Source organism: Tuberibacillus calidus DSM 17572 (assembly GCF_000430685.1).
In the GTDB taxonomy this organism is placed as follows: Bacteria; Bacillota; Bacilli; order Bacillales; family Sporolactobacillaceae; genus Tuberibacillus; species Tuberibacillus calidus.
Window position 1 is genome coordinate 1 of sequence record NZ_AUMM01000050.1, and the last position, 22,277, is coordinate 22,277.

General features: G+C 45.7%; 16 protein-coding genes and 1 pseudogene. 9 read left to right on the forward strand and 8 right to left on the reverse strand.

Going from position 1 to position 22,277, the window contains the following annotated elements:
- Positions 1-549: 549 nt before the first annotated feature.
- The 5 genes from gnd to H532_RS0112005 all read right to left on the reverse strand — a co-directional run bounded on the left by gnd (position 550) and on the right by H532_RS0112005 (position 6,317).
- Entirely contained in the window at positions 550-1,446 is an 897-nt protein-coding gene (gene gnd, locus H532_RS0111980; protein ID WP_027725675.1) for a phosphogluconate dehydrogenase (NAD(+)-dependent, decarboxylating), read from the reverse strand.
- Between the two features lie 215 nt (positions 1,447-1,661).
- Positions 1,662-2,144 carry a PaaI family thioesterase gene (locus tag H532_RS0111990; protein WP_027725676.1) on the reverse strand — a complete coding sequence of 161 codons (483 nt, stop codon included), beginning with the start codon at positions 2,142-2,144 and terminating at the stop codon, positions 1,662-1,664.
- Positions 2,145-2,311: 167 nt separating this feature from the next.
- A complete protein-coding gene (gene rlmN / locus H532_RS0111995) occupies positions 2,312-3,379 on the reverse strand; it encodes a dual-specificity RNA methyltransferase RlmN (protein WP_027725677.1) in 1,068 nt (355 codons plus the stop codon).
- A 93-nt stretch (positions 3,380-3,472) separates the two neighbouring features.
- Positions 3,473-5,125: an FAD-binding dehydrogenase gene (locus H532_RS0112000; RefSeq protein WP_027725678.1), complete on the reverse strand. Its 1,653-nt coding sequence runs from the start codon at positions 5,123-5,125 to the stop codon at positions 3,473-3,475.
- 25 nt (positions 5,126-5,150) lie between these two features.
- Complete coding sequence (locus H532_RS0112005) at positions 5,151-6,317, reverse strand: lactate 2-monooxygenase (protein ID WP_027725679.1); 1,167 nt, start codon at positions 6,315-6,317, stop codon at positions 5,151-5,153.
- Positions 6,318-6,539: 222 nt separating this feature from the next.
- Between H532_RS0112005 and H532_RS0112010 the strand changes: the two genes are divergently transcribed.
- Positions 6,540-6,902 (forward strand): protoglobin domain-containing protein, encoded by a 363-nt coding sequence (locus tag H532_RS0112010; RefSeq protein ID WP_027725680.1) that lies wholly within the window; start codon positions 6,540-6,542, stop codon positions 6,900-6,902.
- A 217-nt stretch (positions 6,903-7,119) separates the two neighbouring features.
- Here the strand turns inward: H532_RS0112010 and htpG are convergent, their stop codons facing one another.
- Both htpG and H532_RS0112025 read right to left on the reverse strand, forming a co-directional pair.
- Positions 7,120-8,997, reverse strand: coding sequence for a molecular chaperone HtpG (htpG, locus tag H532_RS0112020; protein WP_027725681.1), 1,878 nt, complete (start codon positions 8,995-8,997; stop codon positions 7,120-7,122).
- Between the two features lie 107 nt (positions 8,998-9,104).
- A complete protein-coding gene (locus H532_RS0112025; protein WP_027725682.1) occupies positions 9,105-10,370 on the reverse strand; it encodes an MFS transporter in 1,266 nt (421 codons plus the stop codon).
- A gap of 302 nt (positions 10,371-10,672) precedes the next feature.
- Between H532_RS0112025 and H532_RS0112030 the strand changes: the two genes are divergently transcribed.
- The 3 genes from H532_RS0112030 (at position 10,673) to serA (ending at position 15,134) form a co-directional block, all read left to right on the forward strand.
- On the forward strand, positions 10,673-12,025 hold the full coding sequence (locus H532_RS0112030; RefSeq protein WP_027725683.1) for a C1 family peptidase: 1,353 nt from the start codon (positions 10,673-10,675) through the stop codon (positions 12,023-12,025).
- 371 nt (positions 12,026-12,396) lie between these two features.
- Positions 12,397-13,545 carry a pyridoxal-phosphate-dependent aminotransferase family protein gene (locus H532_RS0112035; RefSeq protein ID WP_342662309.1) on the forward strand — a complete coding sequence of 383 codons (1,149 nt, stop codon included), beginning with the start codon at positions 12,397-12,399 and terminating at the stop codon, positions 13,543-13,545.
- Positions 13,545-15,134 carry a phosphoglycerate dehydrogenase gene (serA, locus tag H532_RS0112040; RefSeq protein ID WP_027725685.1) on the forward strand — a complete coding sequence of 530 codons (1,590 nt, stop codon included), beginning with the start codon at positions 13,545-13,547 and terminating at the stop codon, positions 15,132-15,134. Before H532_RS0112035 ends, serA begins: the two co-directional genes overlap by 1 nt.
- A 281-nt stretch (positions 15,135-15,415) precedes the next feature.
- On the opposite strand, the gene H532_RS0112045 is transcribed toward serA, so the two are convergent.
- Complete coding sequence (locus tag H532_RS0112045) at positions 15,416-16,549, reverse strand: HAD family hydrolase (RefSeq protein WP_027725686.1); 1,134 nt, start codon at positions 16,547-16,549, stop codon at positions 15,416-15,418.
- Between the two features lie 224 nt (positions 16,550-16,773).
- Between H532_RS0112045 and H532_RS0112050 the strand changes: the two genes are divergently transcribed.
- From H532_RS0112050 to H532_RS18760, 5 genes and pseudogenes are all read left to right on the forward strand, one after another.
- Entirely contained in the window at positions 16,774-18,066 is a 1,293-nt protein-coding gene (locus tag H532_RS0112050) for a homoserine dehydrogenase (protein ID WP_027725687.1), read from the forward strand.
- A gap of 3 nt (positions 18,067-18,069) precedes the next feature.
- Positions 18,070-19,137, forward strand: a complete 1,068-nt coding sequence (gene thrC, locus H532_RS0112055; RefSeq protein ID WP_027725688.1) for a threonine synthase — start codon at positions 18,070-18,072, stop codon at positions 19,135-19,137.
- A gap of 2 nt (positions 19,138-19,139) precedes the next feature.
- Positions 19,140-20,036 carry a homoserine kinase gene (gene thrB, locus H532_RS0112060; protein WP_027725689.1) on the forward strand — a complete coding sequence of 299 codons (897 nt, stop codon included), beginning with the start codon at positions 19,140-19,142 and terminating at the stop codon, positions 20,034-20,036.
- A gap of 653 nt (positions 20,037-20,689) precedes the next feature.
- Complete coding sequence (locus H532_RS0112065) at positions 20,690-21,928, forward strand: saccharopine dehydrogenase family protein (protein WP_027725690.1); 1,239 nt, start codon at positions 20,690-20,692, stop codon at positions 21,926-21,928.
- 158 nt (positions 21,929-22,086) lie between these two features.
- Positions 22,087-22,277 (forward strand): annotated as a pseudogene (locus H532_RS18760) (IS5/IS1182 family transposase); the annotation flags it as partial.

The window sequence follows — 22,277 nt, forward strand, 5'->3', positions numbered from 1 at the left end:
CAAACTTATTGTACAAAATAGAGGCCCTCTTTTCTTGTATTTTACCCTCCTTACGTGACCACCTTTACGAAATCTCTATCCCATTTTTCCGTCACCTTTGACCTTGTCTGTGCCCGTGTTACGCTTAACGCCACAGTCTCACCGAAAAATTTAGCCTAAGCGGCTCAACGAGTGGCCAGTGTAACACGGGCAATCGATTCTAAGCATCCGTCGGCGGGGCCCCGACCCCTTCCGCCGGACGCCAAGAATCGGGCGATCTGCGGTCAAAGGCAAGCAGCTTCGCTGTGACTCCTCTTTATACCAAAGAGTCCCATTAATACCTTTCATTTCGCCCATAAAAATTTTACTCTAACTAGAAGTTTTGTTTATTTTTTTGAAATTATGCATTATCTTGGATACCGTTGAGTTGCGATATCACCCTACTTTCTACGCAATTTGGGCTTTTTTACCTCTTCGGTTATTGTCATTTCAAACCTACAAAAAAACACCCTTTGTTTTAACAAAGGGCGTTGTTTTTTACTATACACAAATTGATACAGCCTTTATTCATTACTTCTTCTCTACAGCATGGCCGCCGAATTCATTGCGCAATGCGGCGACAACTTTTCCGGCAAAGGTGTCATCTTCGAGGGAGCGGTAACGCATCATTAATGACAAAGCGATGACAGGGGCCGCGGTTTGGAAATCAAGGGCCGCCTCCACCGTCCATTTTCCTTCACCGCTTGAATGCATAACGCCTTTAATGCTTTCAAGTTTTGCTTCTTTTGAGAAGGCATTTTCCATCAATTCCATTAACCACGAACGGATGACAGAACCGTTATTCCAAACTTTAGAAACCGCTTTATAGTCATAATCGAATGGGCTTTTCTCGAGAATCTCAAACCCTTCGGCAATCGCCTGCATCATCCCATACTCGATGCCGTTATGTACCATTTTAAGAAAATGACCGCTACCAACCGGACCCGTATACAGATAACCGTTTTCCACGGAAATATCTTTAAAAATCGGTTCAATGAGCTTGAAAGTTTCCGCATCGCCGCCGATCATCGTGCAAACACCATGGCGTGCCCCTTCCATACCACCGCTCGTGCCGCAATCAAAGAAGTAAATGCCTTTTTCACCTAGTTTCTCAGCCCGGCGCAACGTATCTTTATAGTTTGAATTGCCGCCATCAATGATGATATCGCCTTTTTCCAAATAGGAAGAAACGTCATTGATGACGCTTTCTGTAATTTCCCCTGCCGGCACCATGACCCAGACAATGCGTGGTGCTTCCAGTTGTCCAACCAATTCTTTAATCGAATAAGCGCCGGTTGCTCCGTTGGCTTCCAGCTGTTTAACCGCATCCGGATTGACATCATAGGCTACAATCTTGTGTTGATGGTCGAGGAAATTGAGCCCGAGATTAAATCCCATTTTTCCCAAACCGATTAAACCGATCTTCATAACCATCTTCCTTTCTATTCATTAGCCGTAACAATGATTTATTATAACGATTTATCCGATTAATATCATTTATGAGGTATAACAATCCTTTATAGATAGCTTGACCGTTCAAGAAAAATTTATTTTATATAGGCATATTGCTGTCCGCAAAAAAAAAAAAAGAAAGACGCACCTAAAAGAAAGACTCGGCACGCCTTTTTTACATCTCAATTAATCTATTTTTTTATAAAAGTTTCCGGCATAACGACAGCAATCACTTCACCGCGAACACATAACACGTCATCAGCATAGACCTCGGTAAGAACTTTCCACTTTTTCGGGTGAATTTCTTCCACTGTCCCAATCGCTTTAAGTGTCACACCCATTGGGGTTGGTTTTAAATAATTGATATTTAAAGATGCCGTGACAAACCGAGGTGGTGGCGTCCCGTCGCCTAGTTCATGACCGTTTTTGCGGTGCAAGGCCAGAGCAGCTGAACCCGTGCCATGACAATCGATTAAGGAAGCGATGAAGCCGCCGTAGACAAATCCGGGGAGAGCCGTATGTTCGGGCTTTGGGTCATATTCCGTGACCGTATGATCCCCTTCCCATCTCGTACGAATATGATGCCCCTTCTCATTTAACCGGCCGCACCCATAGCACCACGAAAAATCATCCGGATAAAAGTCTTGCACGGCTTGTATCTTTTTGTCTACCATAACTAGCCACCTTTCTGAAAATACGCTCGTATATTTATTCGCTGATAGAGCGGCCAATTCCTTTAAAATGCAGAAAGGCTAGTGACAAAAATGATCAAAATGGGCTGTCCCCAACGACCCAGAACAAGTGAAAACCAGATGGATCCTTCGGTTTTCGTTCTATAAAATTAACTGATTTTCCTTTTTTGGATTTGTTTGCTGCGAAGCTGGCCGCAGGCAGCATCAATATCCGTGCCGTGCTCTAACCGGACGCCACAATTGATGCCATTTTGCTTGAGCGTATCATAAAAACGCTGAATCGCTTCTGGCGTGCTTCTTTGGTATTGAATGTGCTCGCTGACGGGATTATAAGGAATTAAATTGACGTAAGCGAGGTGTTTTTTATCCTTAAGCAACTCGGCAAGCTCCAGAGCTTCTTTTTCATGATCATTGACATCACGAAGTAGAATATACTCAAAAGTGACGCGCCGATTCGTTTTTTCTAAGTAATAATTGACGGCTTGCATCAGCTTTTCTATCGGAAATGCCTTATTAATCTTCATAATTTGCGTTCTAAGCTCATTATTGGGCGCATGAAGGGATATGGCCAAGTTGACTTGCAAATTCAAATCGGCAAAGTCATAAATTTTATGTGCCAAACCGCTCGTGGATACCGTGATATGTCTCGCCCCGATTTTTAGTCCGTTCTGATCATTGACGATGCGTAAAAAACGCACCACGTTGTCAAAGTTATCGAATGGCTCGCCTATTCCCATCACGACGATATGGCTGACTCTTTCTCCCTTGCCGGCTTTGTCCAAAGTGTGTTGAACATTCATGATTTGTTCAACGATTTCGCCGCTTGTCAAATTCCTATTTTTGCGCAAGATGCCGCTAGCACAAAAAGAACAGCCGATGTTGCAGCCGACTTGGGTCGTGACGCAAACCGACAGTCCATAGTCAAAGCGCATCAGCACGGTCTCGATTAAATTCCCATCTTGCAGTTTGAACAAAAACTTCACCGTTCCGTCTGCTGAGACTTGTTTGATTTCTTCTTTTAATGTTTGTATAGCAAAATGTTCTTCAAGGAGCTCACGGCATTCCTTGTTGACATTGGTCATGTCCGAAAAGCTCAACACCCGTTTTTTATATAACCAATCCCAGACTTGTTTGGCGCGAAACGGCTTTTGCCCGCGCTCGGTAAGCCAATCGGATAATTGTTCCAGCGTTAACCCATAAATGGATGTTTTCACAATACATACCCTTTCTAATTAAACCTATAAGACTCATTATACTATAAAAAGCACTCCGGACATACACCCCCAAAGGAAGCACGGGCCTTTGCTCGGTTATAAATCACGGCTAATGGCGCGGCCTGCCGTTCGTCCTGTAAAAAGACAACTGCCAACAAACGTGCCTTCAAGTGAGCGATAGCCATGAACCCCGCCGCCGCCAAAACCTGCTACTTCTCCTGCCGCATATAAACCCGGAATGGGTTGGCCTTCGGCGTCGAGCACCCGGCTTGATAAATCCGTTTGCAAGCCCCCTAATGTTTTACGGCTTAAAATATGGAGGCGTACAGCAATTAAAGGTCCGTTTTTCGGATCGAGGATTTTGTGAGGCTTGGCAACGCGGATGAGTTTGTCACCGATATAATTTCGGGCTCCGCGCATCGCCACGATTTGCAAGTCCTTCGTAAAGGCATTATCGATCTCCCGGTCTCTTGCGCGAATCTGGCGTTCAATGTCTTCGAGGTTAAGTAAACTTTCACCCGTCAGTCGATTCATTCCATCAACCAATTCTTTCAGTGTATCGGCAATGATAAAATCCTCCCCGTGATCCATAAAAGCTTGAACGGGTCCTGGAGGGCCGGGCAGGGCACGACCAAAAACCTTCCTAATGCTTTTCTCCGTTAAATCCGGGTTTTGTTCTGACCCCGATAAGGCAAATTCTTTTTCTATAATTTTTTGCGTCAGAATGAACCACGAGTAGTCATAACCGGTTTCTTGAATCGCTTTGAGCGTGCCGAGCGTGTCGAAGCCGGGAAGATAGGGCACTGGAAATCGACGACCCCGAGCGTCAAGCCAAATGGAGGACGGCCCCGGTAATATGCGGATGCCGTGATTGCGCCAAATCGGGTTCCAGTTTTTAATCCCCTCGGTATAATGCCACATGCGGTCGCGATTAACGATGCGCCCGCCTGCTTTCTCAGCGATGGCTAACATCCGGCCATCCACATGGGCCGGCACCCCTGAGACCATATGTTTAGGGGGCTCGCCCAGCCACTTCGGCCAGTTTTTCCGAACGAGCTCATGGTTGCCGCCGATGCCGCCTGTTGCAACTAAAACCGCCTCCGCTTGAAACTCAAAATTATCCTGTACTTCCCTAGAACTTTCCTCTCCCCGTTGCGCCGCACTCGGGACGAGAATGGCACCTCTTACGCCGACCACCGCGCCATTTTTCTTCACTAAACCATCGACGCGGTGACGCGGGCGGTAATCCACTCGCCCATGTTGAATTTGCTCACGGACGCGGCGTTCGAATGGGGCGACAAGTCCCGGTCCTGTACCCCAAACAATATGAAATCTCGGCACTGAGTTCCCGTGGCCGTCAGCCAGATACCCGCCGCGTTCTGCCCAACCGACGATCGGAAAAAACCGCACGCCTAAGCTGCACAGCCAAGCGCGTTTTTCCCCTGCGGCAAAATCGACATAAGCCTCCGCCCACTTAATGGCCCAGTAATCTTCATCGTCCAAGCGGTCGAAGCCAGCTGTTCCGAGCCAATCCTGCCAGGCGAGCTCTCTTGAATCCTTGATGCCTAGGCGGCGTTGCTCGGGTGAGTCGACTAAAAATAAGCCCCCAAATGACCACCATGCCTGACCGCCAAGGGAGCTTTCCGGCTCTTGATCCAGCAAAAGCACTTTTTTACCTGCCTCAGCGAGCTCAGCTGTGGCAACCAGCCCGGCAAGACCGGCCCCGACGACGATCACATCATGCTCCATCCATTACGACCCCCTCATTTACACACTAAGCTGTTTCAATTAAAATCGATGAATTAATGTCTCGGACGCTTCGTTCGCCAGCAAGGGCTATCGTGATGTCCAGATCAGCTAAAAGATTCTGCAACACTTCTTTAACCCCTTTTTCACCCGCAACGGCTAAGCCATACATGCACGGCCTGCCGACAAGAACGGCCTGAGCGCCGAGCGCTAGTGCTTTAACAATATCCGAACCGCGGCGAATACCACTATCCATGAGGATAGTGAGTTGACCCGATACGGCATCAACGATAGCCGGTAAGGCGGAAAGCGCTCCGATCGCCCCGTCTACCTGGCGTCCGCCATGGTTCGAAACGATAATCCCATCGATACCGTATGCCACCGCTCTTTTTGCATCTTCAGGATGAAGGATCCCTTTTAACAAAATGGGGAGATTGGTGTGCTCTCTTAAAAACTGTAGGTTTTCCCATGTTAAGCCGGGATTGCCAAAGACTTGTGCCCAATATAAGATCGCCGATAGTGGATCTTCCTGTGGTGATTTTTTTAATTTCGCACAAAAGGCAGGATCCGTGAAGTAATTTCCCACCCCTTCGCCATTGAGAAATGGCAAATAGACATTTTTCAAATCATGTTCTCGCCAAGCCATCATCGGTGTATCCAGTGTGACAACAATAGCGGAGTAGCCAGAAGCTTCCGCCCTTTGAAGGAAACTAGCCGTAATGTCCGGGTCCTTGCTCCAATAGAGTTGGAACCAGCGCGGTGCATCGCCCATTTCTTCAGCGATTTGCTCCATGGGAACGGTTGAAGCTGAACTGGCAACATACGGTATGCCGAGTTCAGCACAAGCCCGCGCGGATGCCCGTTCGCCATCCGGATGGATGATGGATTGGACGCCGATCGGCGCATGCAACACAGGAAATGGATACGTCTTGCCAAACAACTCGATCGTTGTATCCCGGTCTTCTACATTTCGAAGCATGCGCGGGACAATTTTCCAACGATTAAACGCCGCACGGTTCGCTTGCATGGTCATTCCGCCGCCAGCACCGCCCGCAATATAATAAAACGGACCATCTTCAAGAACTTCCCTTGCTTTTTCCTCCCATTCTTCATAGATGACCGGCAATCGATTCGGATCGGGGTTTGGCATCGTCTGATAAATGCGGAATTGTACATCATTGCCGTAATTCGCCAAGTCCATCCCTCCTTTTTACGAAAGCGCTCGCAAAATACTTTACGAATTTTTCGAAATAACTTTAAAGATATTATATATCAGATTCACTTCTTCTCATATTCCTTTTGCTTAAGTTCACAATGTTATCATTCTTCAAGATTTACTTATGATATATATCACTTTTTCAACTTGGTGCTCCAGGTAAACTGTAACCGTAAATGCTTTTAACGGGAGGCGAAGGCTATGCCGGAAAATCTGATTTTAGAGCAAGCCAAAGTAGATGAACTCGTCGAGAAATTTTATGAACGATTGCTTAAAGAACCTTCGTTTGTGACCATGTTTCGCGAAAGACAAGTGGATGTTAACCGATTAATCGAAAGGCAGAAACATTTTATATTCGAACTGATTAACAATACAAATCCGGACGCTAACTCAAAACACTCGAATCAAGTGAAAGAACGGCATGCCTTTCAAGCGAATCCGGAGCGGGCAAAACTTTGGTTGGATACGATGTTTGCTACAATTGACGACCTCGACATCGACAATGGGGTTAAACAAACATTGAAAGAAAAAATCAGCCAGTTAATGTCTTACGTAGGACATTAATAGCTAGTGTCCGATTGAAGCCGTGAAAACGGACACTCAAGTGTTTATATAGCGAAAAACCAATGACGAAAATAGAAATGGTTGACTCAAGGGTTTTGGGGCTCACCCCACCCTCAATGAGTCAACCTTTTTATACTTAAAATTTTTTCAATCCAGCATAAGGACAACGACGGCTCCGCCATCGCCTAAAAGGCTTGGCAGAGCCAAGTTTTTTACATCAAACCATAATTTTGCAAATATCATTTGTAAAGGCCACCGGGTCGCTGATCGGGAGCCCCTCAATTAAAAGCGCTTGGTTGTACAGAAGATTGGTGTACAGATCGAGTTTAGTTTTGTCGTTGTCATAGGCGTTTTTCAGTGACTGGAACACCTCATGTTGCGTGTTGATTTCCAAAACTTTTTCCGCATGAACATTCTGGTTGTTCGGAAGGGCATTCAAGACCTTTTCCATTTCAATCGAAACTTCACCTTCCGCCGTGAGGCAGACAGGGTGAGACTTTAAACGTTTCGATGCCCGAACCGCTTTAACTTTGCCATCCAGAACCTTTTTCATATAGTCGAAGAGCGGTTGGTGATCTTTCTCAGCTTCCTCTGTTTTCTTTCCGTCTTCTTCCTCAAGACCTAAATCACTTCCGGAAACCGAACGGAACTCCTTGTCTTTATATTTCAACAACATTTTAATCGCGAATTCATCAATCTCATCGGTGAAGTATAAAATTTCATAGCCTTTATCGGCAACAAGCTCGGTCTGCGGCAGTTTTTCAATACGCTCGACGGAGTCTCCTGTTGCATAATAAATGTACTTTTGATCTTCCGGCATCCGCGAGACGTACTCATCCAATGTCACGCGTTTCTTTTCTTTCGAAGAATAGAACATGAGAAGATCTTGCAACGTCTCCTTATGCATGCCAAAATCGCTGTACACGCCGTATTTTAATTGCCGGCCAAAGGCATCGAAAAATTTCTCATATTTTTCGCGCTCGTTTTTGAGCATTTGCAGCAGTTCGCTCTTAATCTTTTTACTTATGTTTTTGGCGATTAACTTCAGCTGCTTATCATGCTGTAACATTTCCCGCGAAATATTGAGGGAAAGATCTTCGGAATCGACCATCCCTTTGACAAAACTAAAGTAATCCGGCAAAAGATCCGGGCATTTATTCATAATTAAAACGCCGTTGGAATACAGTTCGAGACCTTTTTCGTAGTCTTGCGTGTAATAGTCAAACGGAATGCTCTCCGGAATGAATAAAATAGCATGGTATCTCACAGCGCCATCGACACTAATATGAATGTGCTTTAATGGTTTGTCGAACCCATACCGCTTTTCCGTATAAAAGTTTTCGTAATCCTCATCCGTTAATTCGCTTTTGTTTTTCCGCCAAATCGGCACCATGCTGTTAATGACTTGCTCTTCTTTCACTTCGACGGTATCGCTATCCCCATCCGCTTTCGGCCGACTGACGGTCACATCCATTTTTATCGGATAACGAATAAAATCCGAATACTTTTTAATGATCGCTTTCAAACGGTATTCTTCAAGGAATTCATCATAATTTTCATCTTCCGTGTTTTCCTTGATTTTCAATATGACTTCGGTGCCGACTTCATCTTTTGTCCACGGTTCAATGGTAAACCCGTCTGCGCCTGCTGATTCCCATTTATAAGCCTGGTCTTCACCTAAAGCCTTACTGATGACAGTTACCACATCGGCCACCATAAAAGCCGAGTAAAAACCGACGCCGAACTGACCAATCAAATCATGGCCATCTTTCATCTCATTTTCCGTTTTAAAGGCCAATGACCCACTCTTGGCGATCGTGCCGAGGTGGTTTTCTAATTCCTCTTTCGTCATGCCAATCCCGGTATCGATGACTTTCAGTGTTCGGTTTTCCTTATCCGGGACAACTTTTATGTAAAACTTGTCTTTATCAAACGTTAAGGTATCATCAGTCAACGCTTTATAATAAATTTTGTCAATCGCATCGCTCGCATTAGAAATAAGCTCTCTTAAAAAAATCTCCTTCTGAGAGTAAATAGAGTTGATCATCATTTCGAGAAGTCTTTTAGACTCAGCTTTAAATTGTAGCTTTTCCATCCGTCAATCCCTCCCAATTGAAAGGTTGTGTTAGCACTCTCTTTCATCGAGTGCTAACACTATTTAAGTAACATACCGGACGGGTTCTGTCAATGATTCCAAACGTCTTAACCCCTTGATATCTCTGACTTTTCTTGCCGTGTTCGCATGTCTTCTTTGATCAATAACCCGCCAAGGAGTCCGAGAAAGCTAAACAGCACCGGAATGATAAATCCGTAGTGGTAACCAGTGAGGTTTTCTGCGCCGTGAAAGTGATCTAAAATCTTGCCAAAAACAGCCGGTAAAAGGATCGCGCTGATAAATCCCCCAGTGTTAGCAAATCCGGATACTACCCCGACCTCATGAATGGGAAACGATTTTCGGACAATGGCGAAAGTCATCGCGCTGGCACCGTTGCCACAGCCAATGAGTAAGAACAAAAAGATCAGCCAGACGAACGAAGGCTTCCCACCTAACAACAAAAAAGCGAGCCAACTCAGAAAAACCATGGCATGGGCTGTAACATATGGCTTTTTAACCGTTCCTAAACGATTGGCCACCCAACTGGCAAGTGGTGCGCCAATCATCGAACCGATTAAACCGATCATCACGAGCTGGCTCGATTGGGATCTCGTCATCTCGTACACATGCATGCCATAGGGAACTGCCCAAGATGAAATGAATCCGACGTATGTGCCGACAAGGCCGAAATGGCCAAAAAACGTCCCCCAGGCTTGCCGACTTTTGAATGTTTTTTGTAATACATGTCTTATTTTTTCTCGTTTCACTTTCTCTTTCTCCGCATCAGCTGGAAAGAGCTGCCGCGGCTTTCTCACAAGGACGTAATATAAAAGTAAGCCGCAAAGAAAAATGACAAAACCGCTGATAAAAAACGCATGTCGCCAACCTGAGGCCGTAATCCAAATGGAAAAAGGGACCGTGGCCAGAAGAAAGCCAATGCTTGAGGAAAGACTGGCAATGCCGATTAAACCAACAAAATCCTTCGCTTTAAACCATTGGCTGAACAAAATCACTAAATTAACCCAAATGGTGGCATCCCCGATCCCGACCAGAAGGCGGGCTAATAAAAGCACATTTTCATGCGGAGCCACGCTATAAATCAACGTGCCAATCCCGTTCATTAACGTGCCGGCGATGAGGAACACATTTGGTCCGAAACGGTCGGACAAAATGCCCACCGGAATTTGCAGTCCGGCATAGGCAAAAAATTGGATACTCGAAAGCAACCCAATAAATGCCGCAGTAAGATGAAAATCTTTCATGAGTTGATCTGTGATCAACCCTGGAGCCGTTCGTTGGCTAACAATTAATAGGTAGGCTAATAGCCCAGAGATAAACACAATCCATCGAAAACCACTCGTTTGTTTTTCCAATGCCCTCTCTCCTAAAGTCGATTCTTTATTCACCGAGACCATTATACTCTTTTTTTACGAGCCCCTTCGTTTAAAAACCTCCTTCAGGCGATTGCTTAAAAAAGTGAATATAGCAAAAGAACGGGTTAAAACTTTTTTACAGCACGCTTCTAACGAAAAAATTTCCTTAAATCGCGTCACAATTAAAGAGAGGTTGAATGCTTTTGTCATTTGTTTTCTTTTCATCCTACCCATCATAGAGTATAATGATATCGTGGGACTTTTAATAATTTTCAATAATCATGAGATCGGAGAGGGATAGCATGGGCGTTGAACTGACACAGCAGCAAGTGATTACCGATGCATTGATTGACCGTTTTAAAACGGATTTTCAGAAAGACCCTGTTCGCAAAGTCATCATGAATGCCATTAAGAAAAACGGCATTAACGCGGTGGCTATGAATCAAGAAATCCCTGTTAACATTCCTTATACGTTTTCCCACGAGATCCAAACCGGTAAAATCACCAATCAAAAACAAAGCGGCCGATGTTGGATGTTTGCTGGGCTGAATACCCTCCGCCTGCGCGTTATGGAACGGTGTCATTTGGATACATTTGAACTCTCTCAAAACTACCTCATGTTTTGGGATAAGTTCGAGAAAGCGAACTACTTTCTTGAAAGCATTTTAGAAACTTTAGACGAACCAACCGACGGTCGACTTATCGCCTGGCTGCTCCGCGCACCTATACATGATGGTGGACAATGGGATATGTTTGTCAACCTTGTTGAGAAATATGGAGTAGTGCCGAAAGACGTCATGCCTGAAACGTTCGAAAGCAGTAAAACCCAAAGAATGAATCGGGTATTAACAATGAAATTAAGAAAAAGCGCCGCTGAATTGCGGAAAGCCTATCAAGAAGAACACGTCGCTGTCGAGGATTTGCGTTCTCGAAAAGAAGCAATCCTGAACGAAGTGTACCGGATCTTATGCCAAAGTCTTGGAGAGCCGCCAACCCTTTTTGATTTTGAATACCGCGATAAAGACCACCATTTTTACCGAGACGCTCGTTTAACGCCACAAGCTTTCTATCAAAAGTATGTCGGTGTAGCTTTACAAGATTATGTGAGTGTGATCAACGCCCCAACGAAAAATAAACCATTCGGTAAAACGTACACGGTAAAATTTCTCGGAAATGTTAAAGGTGGAAAAGACGTTTTGTATTTGAATGTCGAAATGGATGTCTTTAAAGAACTCACACTCAAACAACTGTTGGACAACGAGCCCGTTTGGTTTGGTTGCGATGTCGGTCAAATGATGGATCGCGATACAGGAATCATGGATCTTGCGCTCTTCGATTTTGAAAATACGTTAAATGTCTCCTTGGGAATGACGAAAGCCGAACGTCTGGAATACGGGGACAGTCTCATGACACATGCCATGGTATTTACCGGCGTTCATGTCGTTGAGGGCAAGCCGCTGCGCTGGAAAGTGGAAAACAGTTGGGGGGAAGATCGCGGAAATAAAGGCTTTTTCGTGATGAGTGATGCTTGGTTTGATGAATATATGTATCAAGTGGTCATTCATAAAAAATATCTCCCCGACACGCTAAAAGCGGCATTGGATCAAGAACCGATTGCCCTCGAGCCGTGGGATCCCATGGGTTCCTTAGCCTAAATGGAAATAAAAGATATTAAAAGGCCTTGTATTCCTTCCTGAAGGCATATGACGAGAGCCGGGCTGTAAAACGCTTTTGGCTGTAAAAAGAAACTTGGCTCTGCTAAGTCTTTGACAAACGGCAGAGCCTCATTGGCCCTTATACTCACCTGATAGAAACTTTTACAAGTATAAAAAGGTCACTGTATGATGTTTTTAAAAATAAAGACGTCTGTTACGATCCCTCTTCCGTCCGGTTAAATCTTTAACTGGACTCTTTTTCTTTCCAATTCTTCGCTTTGTCCAAGTCTCGTTACCCATTTACAGGACTAAAGTGTATTGTTAAAATAGACAGAAATTACAATCGACAACCTTGGAAGGAGTGTGAAACCTTGATCAAAAGAGGGGAATGGCATTTAAGAACACCGGGCCCCACTCCCGTCCCCAAACGCGTGCAGCAAGCTATGATGCAACCGATGGTCGACCATCGAAGCCCCCAATTCAGCCAACTATTTTTAGAGACGAGCCACCGACTCCGGCCGATTTTCGGGACCAAGCAGGACGTTCTTATCATTACCGGAAGCGGCACATCCGCTTTGGAAGCAGCCGTTGTCAATCTGACACAGCCCGATGATGATGTGGCCGTGGTTGTGACCGGAGCTTTCGGCGAGCGTTTTGCAGAAATTTGTTCAACATACGGGCGAAGGGTTCACCGACTAGATATTCCTTGGGGGCAAGCGGCCAGTCCTTTGCAACTCCGCACCTTTTTACGTGAACGGTCGCCGCTTGCCGCTGTTTTTATGACTCATTGTGAAACCTCCACCGGCGTCCTAAACCCTATTGCAGAAATGGCTGCCGTCGTCCGCGATGAAAGCGAGGCTTTGGTGATTGTCGATGCCGTAAGCTCTGCTGGGGGCACCCCTCTACATATGGATCAATGGGGGGTGGATATGATCGTCAGCGGTTCGCAAAAAGCCCTGATGTGCCCACCTGGCCTTGCCTTCGTTACCGCCTCAGAACGCGCCTACGAAAAAATGCGCCAACTGAAGCAAAAACCTTTTTATTTAAATCTATTAAACTATAAAGAGGAAGCCGCAAAAGGGACGACACCAGCGACTCCGGCAGTTTCTCTCATCTATGGGTTACAAGAAGCATTAAATATCATTGAAGAAGAAGGGCTAAATCAGGTGTTTGAGCGCCACATGTGGTTGAAAAAAATGACTCGTGCCGCTGTGACTGCTGCGGGGCTCCCCTTATTGACAACTGAAGAAGATGCTTCCCCTACCGTTACAGCGATTACTGAAACGCCCAGTTTTCAACCGGAAGCTTTCCGCAAAACCGCGCGCGAAACATACGGACTTATTCTCGCTGGCGGACAGAAAAAATTAAAAGGGCGTCTTGTGCGCTTTGGCCATATGGGTGCTTGCTCTTTTTTCGAACTCATCCAATCGCTTTTTTTATTTGAAATGACATTAAAGGCAACCGGTCACCCGGTTCCCCCAGGCACCATGGTCCAAGCGGCCGAGGAGGTGCTTTCATGATGTTTCATCTTTTAATCAGTGATCCACTGAGCGAAGCCGGGCTTTCCATTCTTAGAAATGACCCGGAATTTTCGATTGACGTGAAAACAGACCTCTCCCATGATGAATTAAGAGAGATCATCGGCCGTTACGATGGGTTGATTATCCGAAGCGAGACCCGCGTCGATCGGGATTTAATTCATGAGGCTCGCCAATTGAAAATTATTGGCCGTGCAGGGGTTGGCGTCGACAATATTGATTTAGACGCCGCTACCAAAGCCGGTATTCTTGTTGTCAATGCCCCTGACGGCAATACGATATCGGCCGCTGAACATACGTTGGCGTTGCTCTTGGCCTTAGCCAGGAAAATTCCGAATGCTTATCTCTCTTTAAAAAGGGGCGAATGGGACCGAAAATCTTTTAAAGGTGTGGAACTTTTCCGGAAAACTTTGGGCATTATCGGCATGGGGCGGATCGGCGCTGAAGTAGCCAAACGGGCTAAAGCCTTTCAAATGGATGTTCTTGGTTATGACCCATTTTTATCGGAGGAAAAAGCCAAACGGCTGGGTATTAAGCGGGCAGAGCTTGAGACGATCTTTTCCCTAGCGGATTTTATTACCGTCCATACACCATTAACCAAAGACACCCACCATCTTATTAATGCTGAAGCCCTGAAGAAAATGAAAAGAGGGGTGCGCCTTATCAATTGTGCCCGCGGTGGCATTATCGATGAAAAGGCATTATATGAAGCGATTATCGCGGGCCATGTGGGAGGGTGCGCATTGGACGTTTTTGAAAATGAACCACCTAAGAACCACCCGCTTCTGGAACTTGAACAAGTGATTGCGACACCCCATCTCGGCGCTTCGACCGTTGAAGCACAGGAAAAAGTTGCAGCCGATGTGTGTCGGGAAGTTTTACAGTTTTTTCACGGGGTTGCGGCCCGCCATGCTTTAAACCTACCGGCGATACCGGACGATGTAAGAGAAGTGCTCGATCCATATCTCGGACTTGGCGAAAAGTTGGGAGAGGCGGCCGGTCAGCTTTTAGATGGGCCTCCGGAAGAGGTAACGATTTCCTATTCCGGAGAGCTCGGTCATCTTGAAACAGCACCTTTAACGAGAAGCATCCTAAAAGGCATTTTATCCCGTTATTTAAGTGATCATATCAATCTCATCAACGTACAATATTACGTGAAAGAGACCGGCCTAACCTATAATGTTAAGCGCGAGCAACAGACCCATGGGTTTGTCGGGCTTGTCAAAGTAGCGCTTTCTGCCAATCAGAAACAGAAAACCGTATCGGGGACGCTGCTTAATGGTTACGGACCAAGAATCACACATATCGATGGCTTTTCCGTTGATTTACCCATTGAAGGGCATATGCTGTACATTCAGCATCACGACCTGCCAGGTTTGATCGGAAAAGTCGGCACAATTCTCGGTGAACACGGCATCAATATCGGCTCGATGCAGGTGGGACGTCACAGCATCGGGGGTAGGGCGATTATGGTGCTCACCATTGATAAACAAGCCGACGAAGCGATTTTAACGCAAATTGGCAACGTCTCACACATTAAAGAAGTCAGACATCTGGATCTTTCAAGTTAATGAAAACTTGGCTCTGCCCAAGCTTTTCGGCGAAAGCAGAGCCTTAGTTGATTTTTGTGGCCTGATAAAACTGTCAGTGCAAGCCTTTTGGGGAAAGGCAAAGCATAGTTGTTCTTCTGTTGGCCCAATAAACGATATCCATTTCCTACCGATAAATCCTTTTAGACGAAGGGAGGGGCCTTAGTTACCAATATACTAGACTGAAAAATGATCGGCTTTCTTACAAATAGGACTCAAGCCGGCTCATGGTTATATGGAAAGTTTCGCAGCATCATAACCACTTAATTCGAAAGAAGAGGAAGCACATCTATGACGCGATCCAAAATAAAATCCGCGCCCAGCTGTTCGAACTCTGTTTTTGCCTCTTGACCGTTAAGGCCGGTTAACACCGCGGCAAACCGCGCTCCCATTTGCCGGGCCGCATAAAAATCAGCGACGGAATCGCCGATAATTAAAATTTGTTCGCCAACATCCATTGGCAAAGCCACCTCAAGAACATCACGCGGCGCTTTTTCTTTACCAAAATAACTCTGTAAGTAGGTGTAAGGGTGCGGCTTGCCTAAAGCGCCTGCCTCTGGTACAAGCTTTTCTGCCCGTAAAACGTCATCAGCGGTCACGATGGCATGCGAAGGAACCCATTGCAAAAGCCCTATGGCGCTGAGCGGCTCAAACGTTTCCACCGCTGGCCGGCCGGTTCCGATGCCGATACGAAAGCCCCGGTCCACGAGCCATTGAAACAATTTGTTTAAATCCTCAACAGGTGCAAGTGGAATTTCTTCATGTAAAAATCCCTTTTTTCCTTTTTGCCGCGCTTTTCTTCCGATCGACTGTTCAATAAAGGCCTCCCCGACATACCACTCCTGAAAAACTTCCCGCCCAAGTTCCCATAGGCTCCTGAAAGGTTTTGTGTCAATAATGTCGTTAGTCCCGATAAGCGTTTGCCAAAGCGACGACCAAAAGCTTTCTATCTCATCTTTTTTGATCTCTAAAGAGGGCAAAGCCCGGAGAAAGGCGGCAAAATCAAGCTGGACATTCCCCGGAATGAGCTTGGCCAAATCTCTGAGTGACTGATCATCGATGAGGTGTTCGAGAATTTGTAAAGCATCCGCTAACTGCTTATCCTCGAGTTGGGATAACACATGGGCCAATTGATAAGAAAAGGTCAAAAACACCATGTCCCAATTCGAATTTAAGCCTTGTGATTTTAAAAGATTCAGTACGTCATCATGGCAAAACACCGTTGACCGAATACGCCTCATCTCTGTCTCGCCTATTGTCGGTGTAAAGACTTCAGGTGAAAGACCCAGATAACGGGGGCTATATAAAAGTTCCCAAACTGCCAATGCCGAAGCATCGAAACAACGCTCTTCACTTAATAAAACGCCATCAATATCAAATAAAACCGTTCGAATCAATGTTTTCACTCCAACCGTTCATTTTATCATGCGGTCAGATTTCTACAGAAAAGAACCGCTAGCGCCATTTTACAAGAGCTACTTTTTTTCATCCTACCACATTTCTGAGATGTATACGTTGAAAAGACTGCTTTTGTAAAACTATTAGCCCTTGAACGCCTTTTTCTAAAACTCTATAATTTGGTTTATATATAAGTTGGAGGCACGCGACAGGAGGAGATAGGATGAAAGAAGCGATCCATGTTGGGTTGCTCGGTCTTGGTACAGTGGGTTGCGGCGTTTACCGCATGATTCACGAACATCAAGAGGAGCTTTTTCATCGAATCGGGTTGCCCATTCAGGTCGAAAAAATTCTCATCCGGGACATACATAAGGATCGAAAAATCATCATGCCGGACGACTTGTTAACGACCGACCCCGAAGATATCGTCAATAATCCCAACATTGATGTCGTCATTGAAGTGATGGGCGGCATGGAGGAAACGAAAGAGCTGATCCTCCGCGCTTTACGCCGGCGCAAACATGTGATTACAGCTAATAAAGATCTTTTGGCTTTATATAGCGGTGAGCTGCTGTCCGTCGCCTCAGAGTATGGTTGTGATCTGTTTTACGAAGCAAGCGTCGGCGGTGGCATTCCTGTTTTGCGTAGTGTTGTTGACGGATTGTCCTCAGACCGCATCTTTAAAATGATGGGCATTGTCAACGGGACGACCAATTTTATCCTTACTAAAATGACAAAAGAAAAGATTTCCTTTGAACAAGCTCTCGCGGACGCCCAAGCGCTTGGTTTTGCCGAAGCCGATCCCACAAGTGATATCGAAGGGCTGGATGCTGCCCGAAAAATGGTGATTTTAAGTACCCTCGGTTTTTCGATGAAAGTATCCCTAGAGGATCTTTTTATAAAAGGCATTTCGACCATCACCCCCGAAGACATTGATTACGCGGACCATTTTGGCTATGTCATCAAACTCATTGGCATCGCCCGGCGCGATCACGGGAGGGTGGAAATCAGCGTTGAGCCGGCCTTTATCTCGAAGGACCATCCGCTCGCTTCCGTGAATAATGAATTCAACGCCATCTACATTTATGGAGAAGGCATCGGCGAAACGATGTTGTATGGCCCCGGAGCCGGCCAGCTCCCAACGGCAACAGCCGTCGTCTCAGATCTAGTTGCTGTCGCTAAAAACATGCGCTTAGGTGTCACTGGTAAAAGCGCGCTTATACCGTATAATAAAAAACAATTAAAAAATGACGAGGAAATTTTTGCAAAATACTTCCTTCGCCTTCTCGTTAAAGACGAAGCCGGTTCGTTTGCCAAATTATCTACCTTATTTGCCGAAAAGAACATTAGTTTTGAAAAACTGTCTCAGCAACCCCTTAAAGGAAAGGGCATGGCGGAAGTGGTGATCATTACCCATCAAACGACTCGGAAGGCTTTTCAGTCCGTCTTAAGCCAGCTCCGCGATATGCAGATGGTTTACGAAATAAAATCGGGATACCGCGTTGAAGGAGAGTAGAATATGGAAAACTGGCCCGGCCTATTACAAGCTTATAAACCATTTTTACCTGTGACTGAACAAACCCCACCCTTGACACTTCATGAAGGCCATACGCCACTTATTCGGCTAGAAAAGCTATCCAATGCCTGGGACATTGATTTATACGCCAAATACGAAGGGGCTAATCCGACTGGCTCTTTTAAAGATCGCGGGATGGTCGTCGCCGTTGCGAAAGCGAAAGAAACCGGTAGCCAAGCGATCATGTGTGCCTCAACAGGAAACACATCCGCTTCAGCAGCTGCTTATGGGGCACGGGCAGGCTTGAAGACTATTATTGTGATTCCTGATGGAAAAATCGCTCTCGGAAAGCTCGCCCAAGCCGTCATTCTAGGTGCGGAAATTTACGCGATTAAAGGTAATTTTGACCAAGCCTTAAAAATGGTCCGTGACATTGTGGAAAAAACCCAAACGGTTACGCTGGTAAATTCCATCAACCCTTACCGCCTAGAAGGACAAAAAACGGCCGCCTTTGAAATCTGTGACCAGCTCGGTCAAGCTCCTGACGTGTTGGCCATTCCCGTAGGTAATGCGGGGAACATTTCCGCATATTGGATGGGCTTTAAAGAATACCACCGGTTAAAAGGGACAGGCCTACCCCGGATGCACGGCTTTGAAGCGGAAGGGGCGGCGGCCATTGTAAAAAATCGCATCATCGAAAATCCGGAGACCATCGCGACCGCCATCCGCATCGGCAACCCGGCAAGCTGGACGAAGGCGGTTGCGAGCGTCCAAGAATCCGGCGGTAAAATGGATGCTGTCAATGATGAGGAAATTTTACAAGTCTATCGTTTGTTAGCGCGAGAAGAGGGCGTTTTTGCCGAACCGGCTTCCTGTGCAGCGATTGCCGGCATAAAAAAACAAGTGCAAAGCGGTGCTATTAAAAAGGGGAGCCGCGTCGTTGCCGTTTTAACAGGAAATGGCCTTAAAGACCCGGATACCGCGCTTTCAGCTATCCAAATAAAACCAACCGTTATTGAAAATGACGAAGCCCAACTCTTCTCCCTTCTAGAAGGCAAGGGGGTCATTTAACGTTGACATTTACAATCAAAGTGCCTGCCAGCACCGCCAATTTAGGACCCGGTTTTGATTCGGTCGGTTTAGCCCTTAACCGTCATCTCGTACTTTCTTGTACTTCCAGTGATCAATGGCGGTTTCGTTATCAATCACCAGGCTACGAAACGCTACCGACAGATCAAAACAATTTCATCTATCGCATCTACCGAAAAACGGCATCCATATATGGTTTCCCGGATCCGGAGCCAGCCGTTCACATTGATATTACGACAGACATCCCGCTTGAACGCGGGCTTGGCAGCAGTGCCGCGGCCATTGTTGCCGGCATTGAACTCGCCAACTACTTGCTTGGGCTGCAATTGACAACAGCCGAGAAGGCAAGACTCGCCAGTTGTTTTGAGGGTCATCCCGATAACGCGGGGGCATCGGTGTACGGCGGTCTAACGGTCGGCACGCATAGCGAAGAAGATACCGTTATCATCCCTTGCGGCGTGCCTCCCATCGATGTGATTTTGATGATCCCGGACAACCACCTTTTAACGGAAGCTTCTAGAAATCTACTACCCGAACGCCTTGATTTCTATGAAGCCGTGCGCGGATCGAGCTTAGCCAACGTCTTGGTCGCCTGCTTAGTTCGCGGGGATATCGAAAAATTATCCCACATCATGGCTTGCGATGTGTTTCACCAACCTTATCGGATAAAAGCCGTACCCGACCTTGAAACCGTCACCGCTTATCTATCCGGCGAGCCGTGCGGCGTTGCCCTCAGCGGCGCCGGCCCTAGCATCGCCATCCTTACGAAAAAAAACAAAGGAGAAGCGATTCGCGAAAAACTTGCCCATCGCTTTCCGAATTACACCATTGACCTCCTCCATCCGGAATCTCAAGGGGCATGTGTGTACGAAGGTTGCTAAACACCTAAAGATAACCTTTTTAAGATAGTTCCAAACTCTTAACGCTGCGAATGCAAATATCTTTTGGACCAAGACCTTTCTTACCAATATAAAAAAGCACAAGTTTTTTAAATAAAATTTGAAAATGCCTATTGCTATTTTCCTTATTTACTGATAGTATAAATAAGCGTAATTGGAAGGCTAATATTCAATATATCGCGAGTCTTTCCAAGCAGATAATTTTTGACCACTTCCTTTTGAAATAAGAGGAAGTTAAGGCATAGGCGTGCCGGGTCAAATGCCGATCGGCAACTTTTAGTTGCCTTATTGATTGAGTTAAAAGCTCAAATTTTATAAGTTGGTAACTTTATAACCGGTGCCCTAAGCACATCAACTTGTGAAACGATCAATAAGAGTATTAAAAGTAATTATTTGCTATATAGACTCTGATCATATGATATATCGAATATTAAAGACCTTTCTATCATAATTGTCTTTATGGTAGACTTATGACTTTTTGTCATAATGCCCACTTTAATATGAGAGATGATATCAAAAGCAAGTGGCGTGCGCGGGTCATGCGTTTGTCACTTGCTTTTTTCTTTGGAAAATTTTATGCATACCGGGTAATGATTCTCACATTTTTTAAATCTATTAAGTAAGGGGATAGAATAATGGGGAAAGCACTTGTCGTCGGTTGCGGCGGCGTGGCATCGGTGGCCGTTCATAAAATGGTCCAAAACAGTGAAGTTTTTGAAGAAGTATGCATCGCAAGCCGCACCAAATCCAAATGTGATGCGTTAAAAGCAAAACTCGATGGGGGCAAAACCAAAATTACGACCGCTCAAGTTGACGCCAACAATGTGGATGAGTTGGTAGCTTTAATTGAAAAAGAAAAACCTGATGTTGTCGTCAATTTGGCCTTGCCGTACCAAGATCTCACGATTATGGAAGCTTGCCTGGCGACGAAAACGCACTATTTAGACACGGCTAACTACGAACCGGAAGATACCGCCAAATTCGAATATAAATGGCAATGGGCATACCGTGAGCGCTTTAAAGAAGCTGGGATTACCGCTTTATTAGGCAGCGGTTTTGATCCAGGTGTGACCGGTGTCTTTTCCGCTTATGCGCTGAAACACCATTTTGATGAAATTGAATACATCGACATTCTTGACTGCAACGCCGGTGACCACGGCTATCCTTTTGCGACGAACTTCAATCCCGAAATTAACATCCGGGAAGTGTCGGCAAAAGGCAGCTATTGGGAAAACGGTCGTTGGATTGAAACCGAGCCCATGGAAATTAAACGCGTTTATAATTTCCCGGAAATCGGCGAAAGGGAAATGTACCTGCTGCATCATGAAGAACTCGAGTCACTCGCCCTTAATATACCGGGAATCAAGCGCATCCGCTTTTTCATGACGTTTAGCCAAAGCTATTTGACCCATTTAAAATGCCTGGAAAACGTCGGCATGACATCGATTGAACCGATCGAGTTTGAAGGAAAACAAATTGTACCGCTGCAGTTTCTCAAAGCGGTCTTGCCGGACCCGGCATCACTTGGCCCGCGCACAAAAGGGAAAACGAATATCGGGTGCATTTTTAAAGGTAAAAAAGACGGCAAAGAGAATACGTATTATCTCTATAATGTTTGTGATCACGAAGCCTGCTACAAGGAAGTTGGATCGCAAGCCGTTGCCTACACCACCGGCGTCCCGGCTATGATCGGCGCCATGATGTTGATGACCGGCACCTGGAATAAACCGGGCGTCTACAACATCGAAGAGTTTGATCCAGATCCATTCATGGAAGCTTTAAATAAATGGGGCCTCCCATGGAAAGAAGATTTTAATCCGGCATTAGTGGACGACGAACCCATTAAAGTTTTAGAACCGGAGCTAATCAAATAAGATGCGCATCGAAGATTTACCGACCCCATGCTATGTAGGGTCTACTGAATAACAAAAAAATGTTGATTTAACAAGGGTTTTTCACTTTTTTGTCGAATTTATATGCAAGGGTATGATTCGGAAACTCATCAAAAACCTTGCACTTGGAGGGACTAACTTTGTACGAACATCATGCCGATCAACTCATCCTGCCACATGAATTTTTCCTGCCGTTTGGTGGACAATTAAATCCCAATAACCGTTGGGTGGTCTTGTCTAACCTCATCCCCTGGTCAAAAGCTGAAAAAGAATATGTCAAGTCACTGGGAGACGTCAGGCAAGGACACAAGGCCTTTTCGGTTCGTTTGGC

Bases quoted from the DNA above. Each gene is read 5' to 3' on its own strand.
- gnd (WP_027725675.1), bottom strand. From the start codon at position 1,446: ATGAAGATCGGTTTAATCGGTTTGGGAAAAATGGGATTTAATCTCGGG.
- H532_RS0111990 (WP_027725676.1), bottom strand. From the start codon at position 2,144: ATGGTAGACAAAAAGATACAAGCCGTGCAAGACTTTTATCCGGATGAT.
- H532_RS0112000 (WP_027725678.1), bottom strand. From the start codon at position 5,125: ATGGAGCATGATGTGATCGTCGTCGGGGCCGGTCTTGCCGGGCTGGTT.
- H532_RS0112010 (WP_027725680.1), top strand. From the start codon at position 6,540: ATGCCGGAAAATCTGATTTTAGAGCAAGCCAAAGTAGATGAACTCGTC.
- htpG (WP_027725681.1), bottom strand. From the start codon at position 8,997: ATGGAAAAGCTACAATTTAAAGCTGAGTCTAAAAGACTTCTCGAAATG.
- H532_RS0112030 (WP_027725683.1), top strand. From the start codon at position 10,673: ATGGGCGTTGAACTGACACAGCAGCAAGTGATTACCGATGCATTGATT.
- serA (WP_027725685.1), top strand. From the start codon at position 13,545: ATGTTTCATCTTTTAATCAGTGATCCACTGAGCGAAGCCGGGCTTTCC.
- H532_RS0112050 (WP_027725687.1), top strand. From the start codon at position 16,774: ATGAAAGAAGCGATCCATGTTGGGTTGCTCGGTCTTGGTACAGTGGGT.
- thrC (WP_027725688.1), top strand. From the start codon at position 18,070: ATGGAAAACTGGCCCGGCCTATTACAAGCTTATAAACCATTTTTACCT.
- H532_RS0112065 (WP_027725690.1), top strand. From the start codon at position 20,690: ATGGGGAAAGCACTTGTCGTCGGTTGCGGCGGCGTGGCATCGGTGGCC.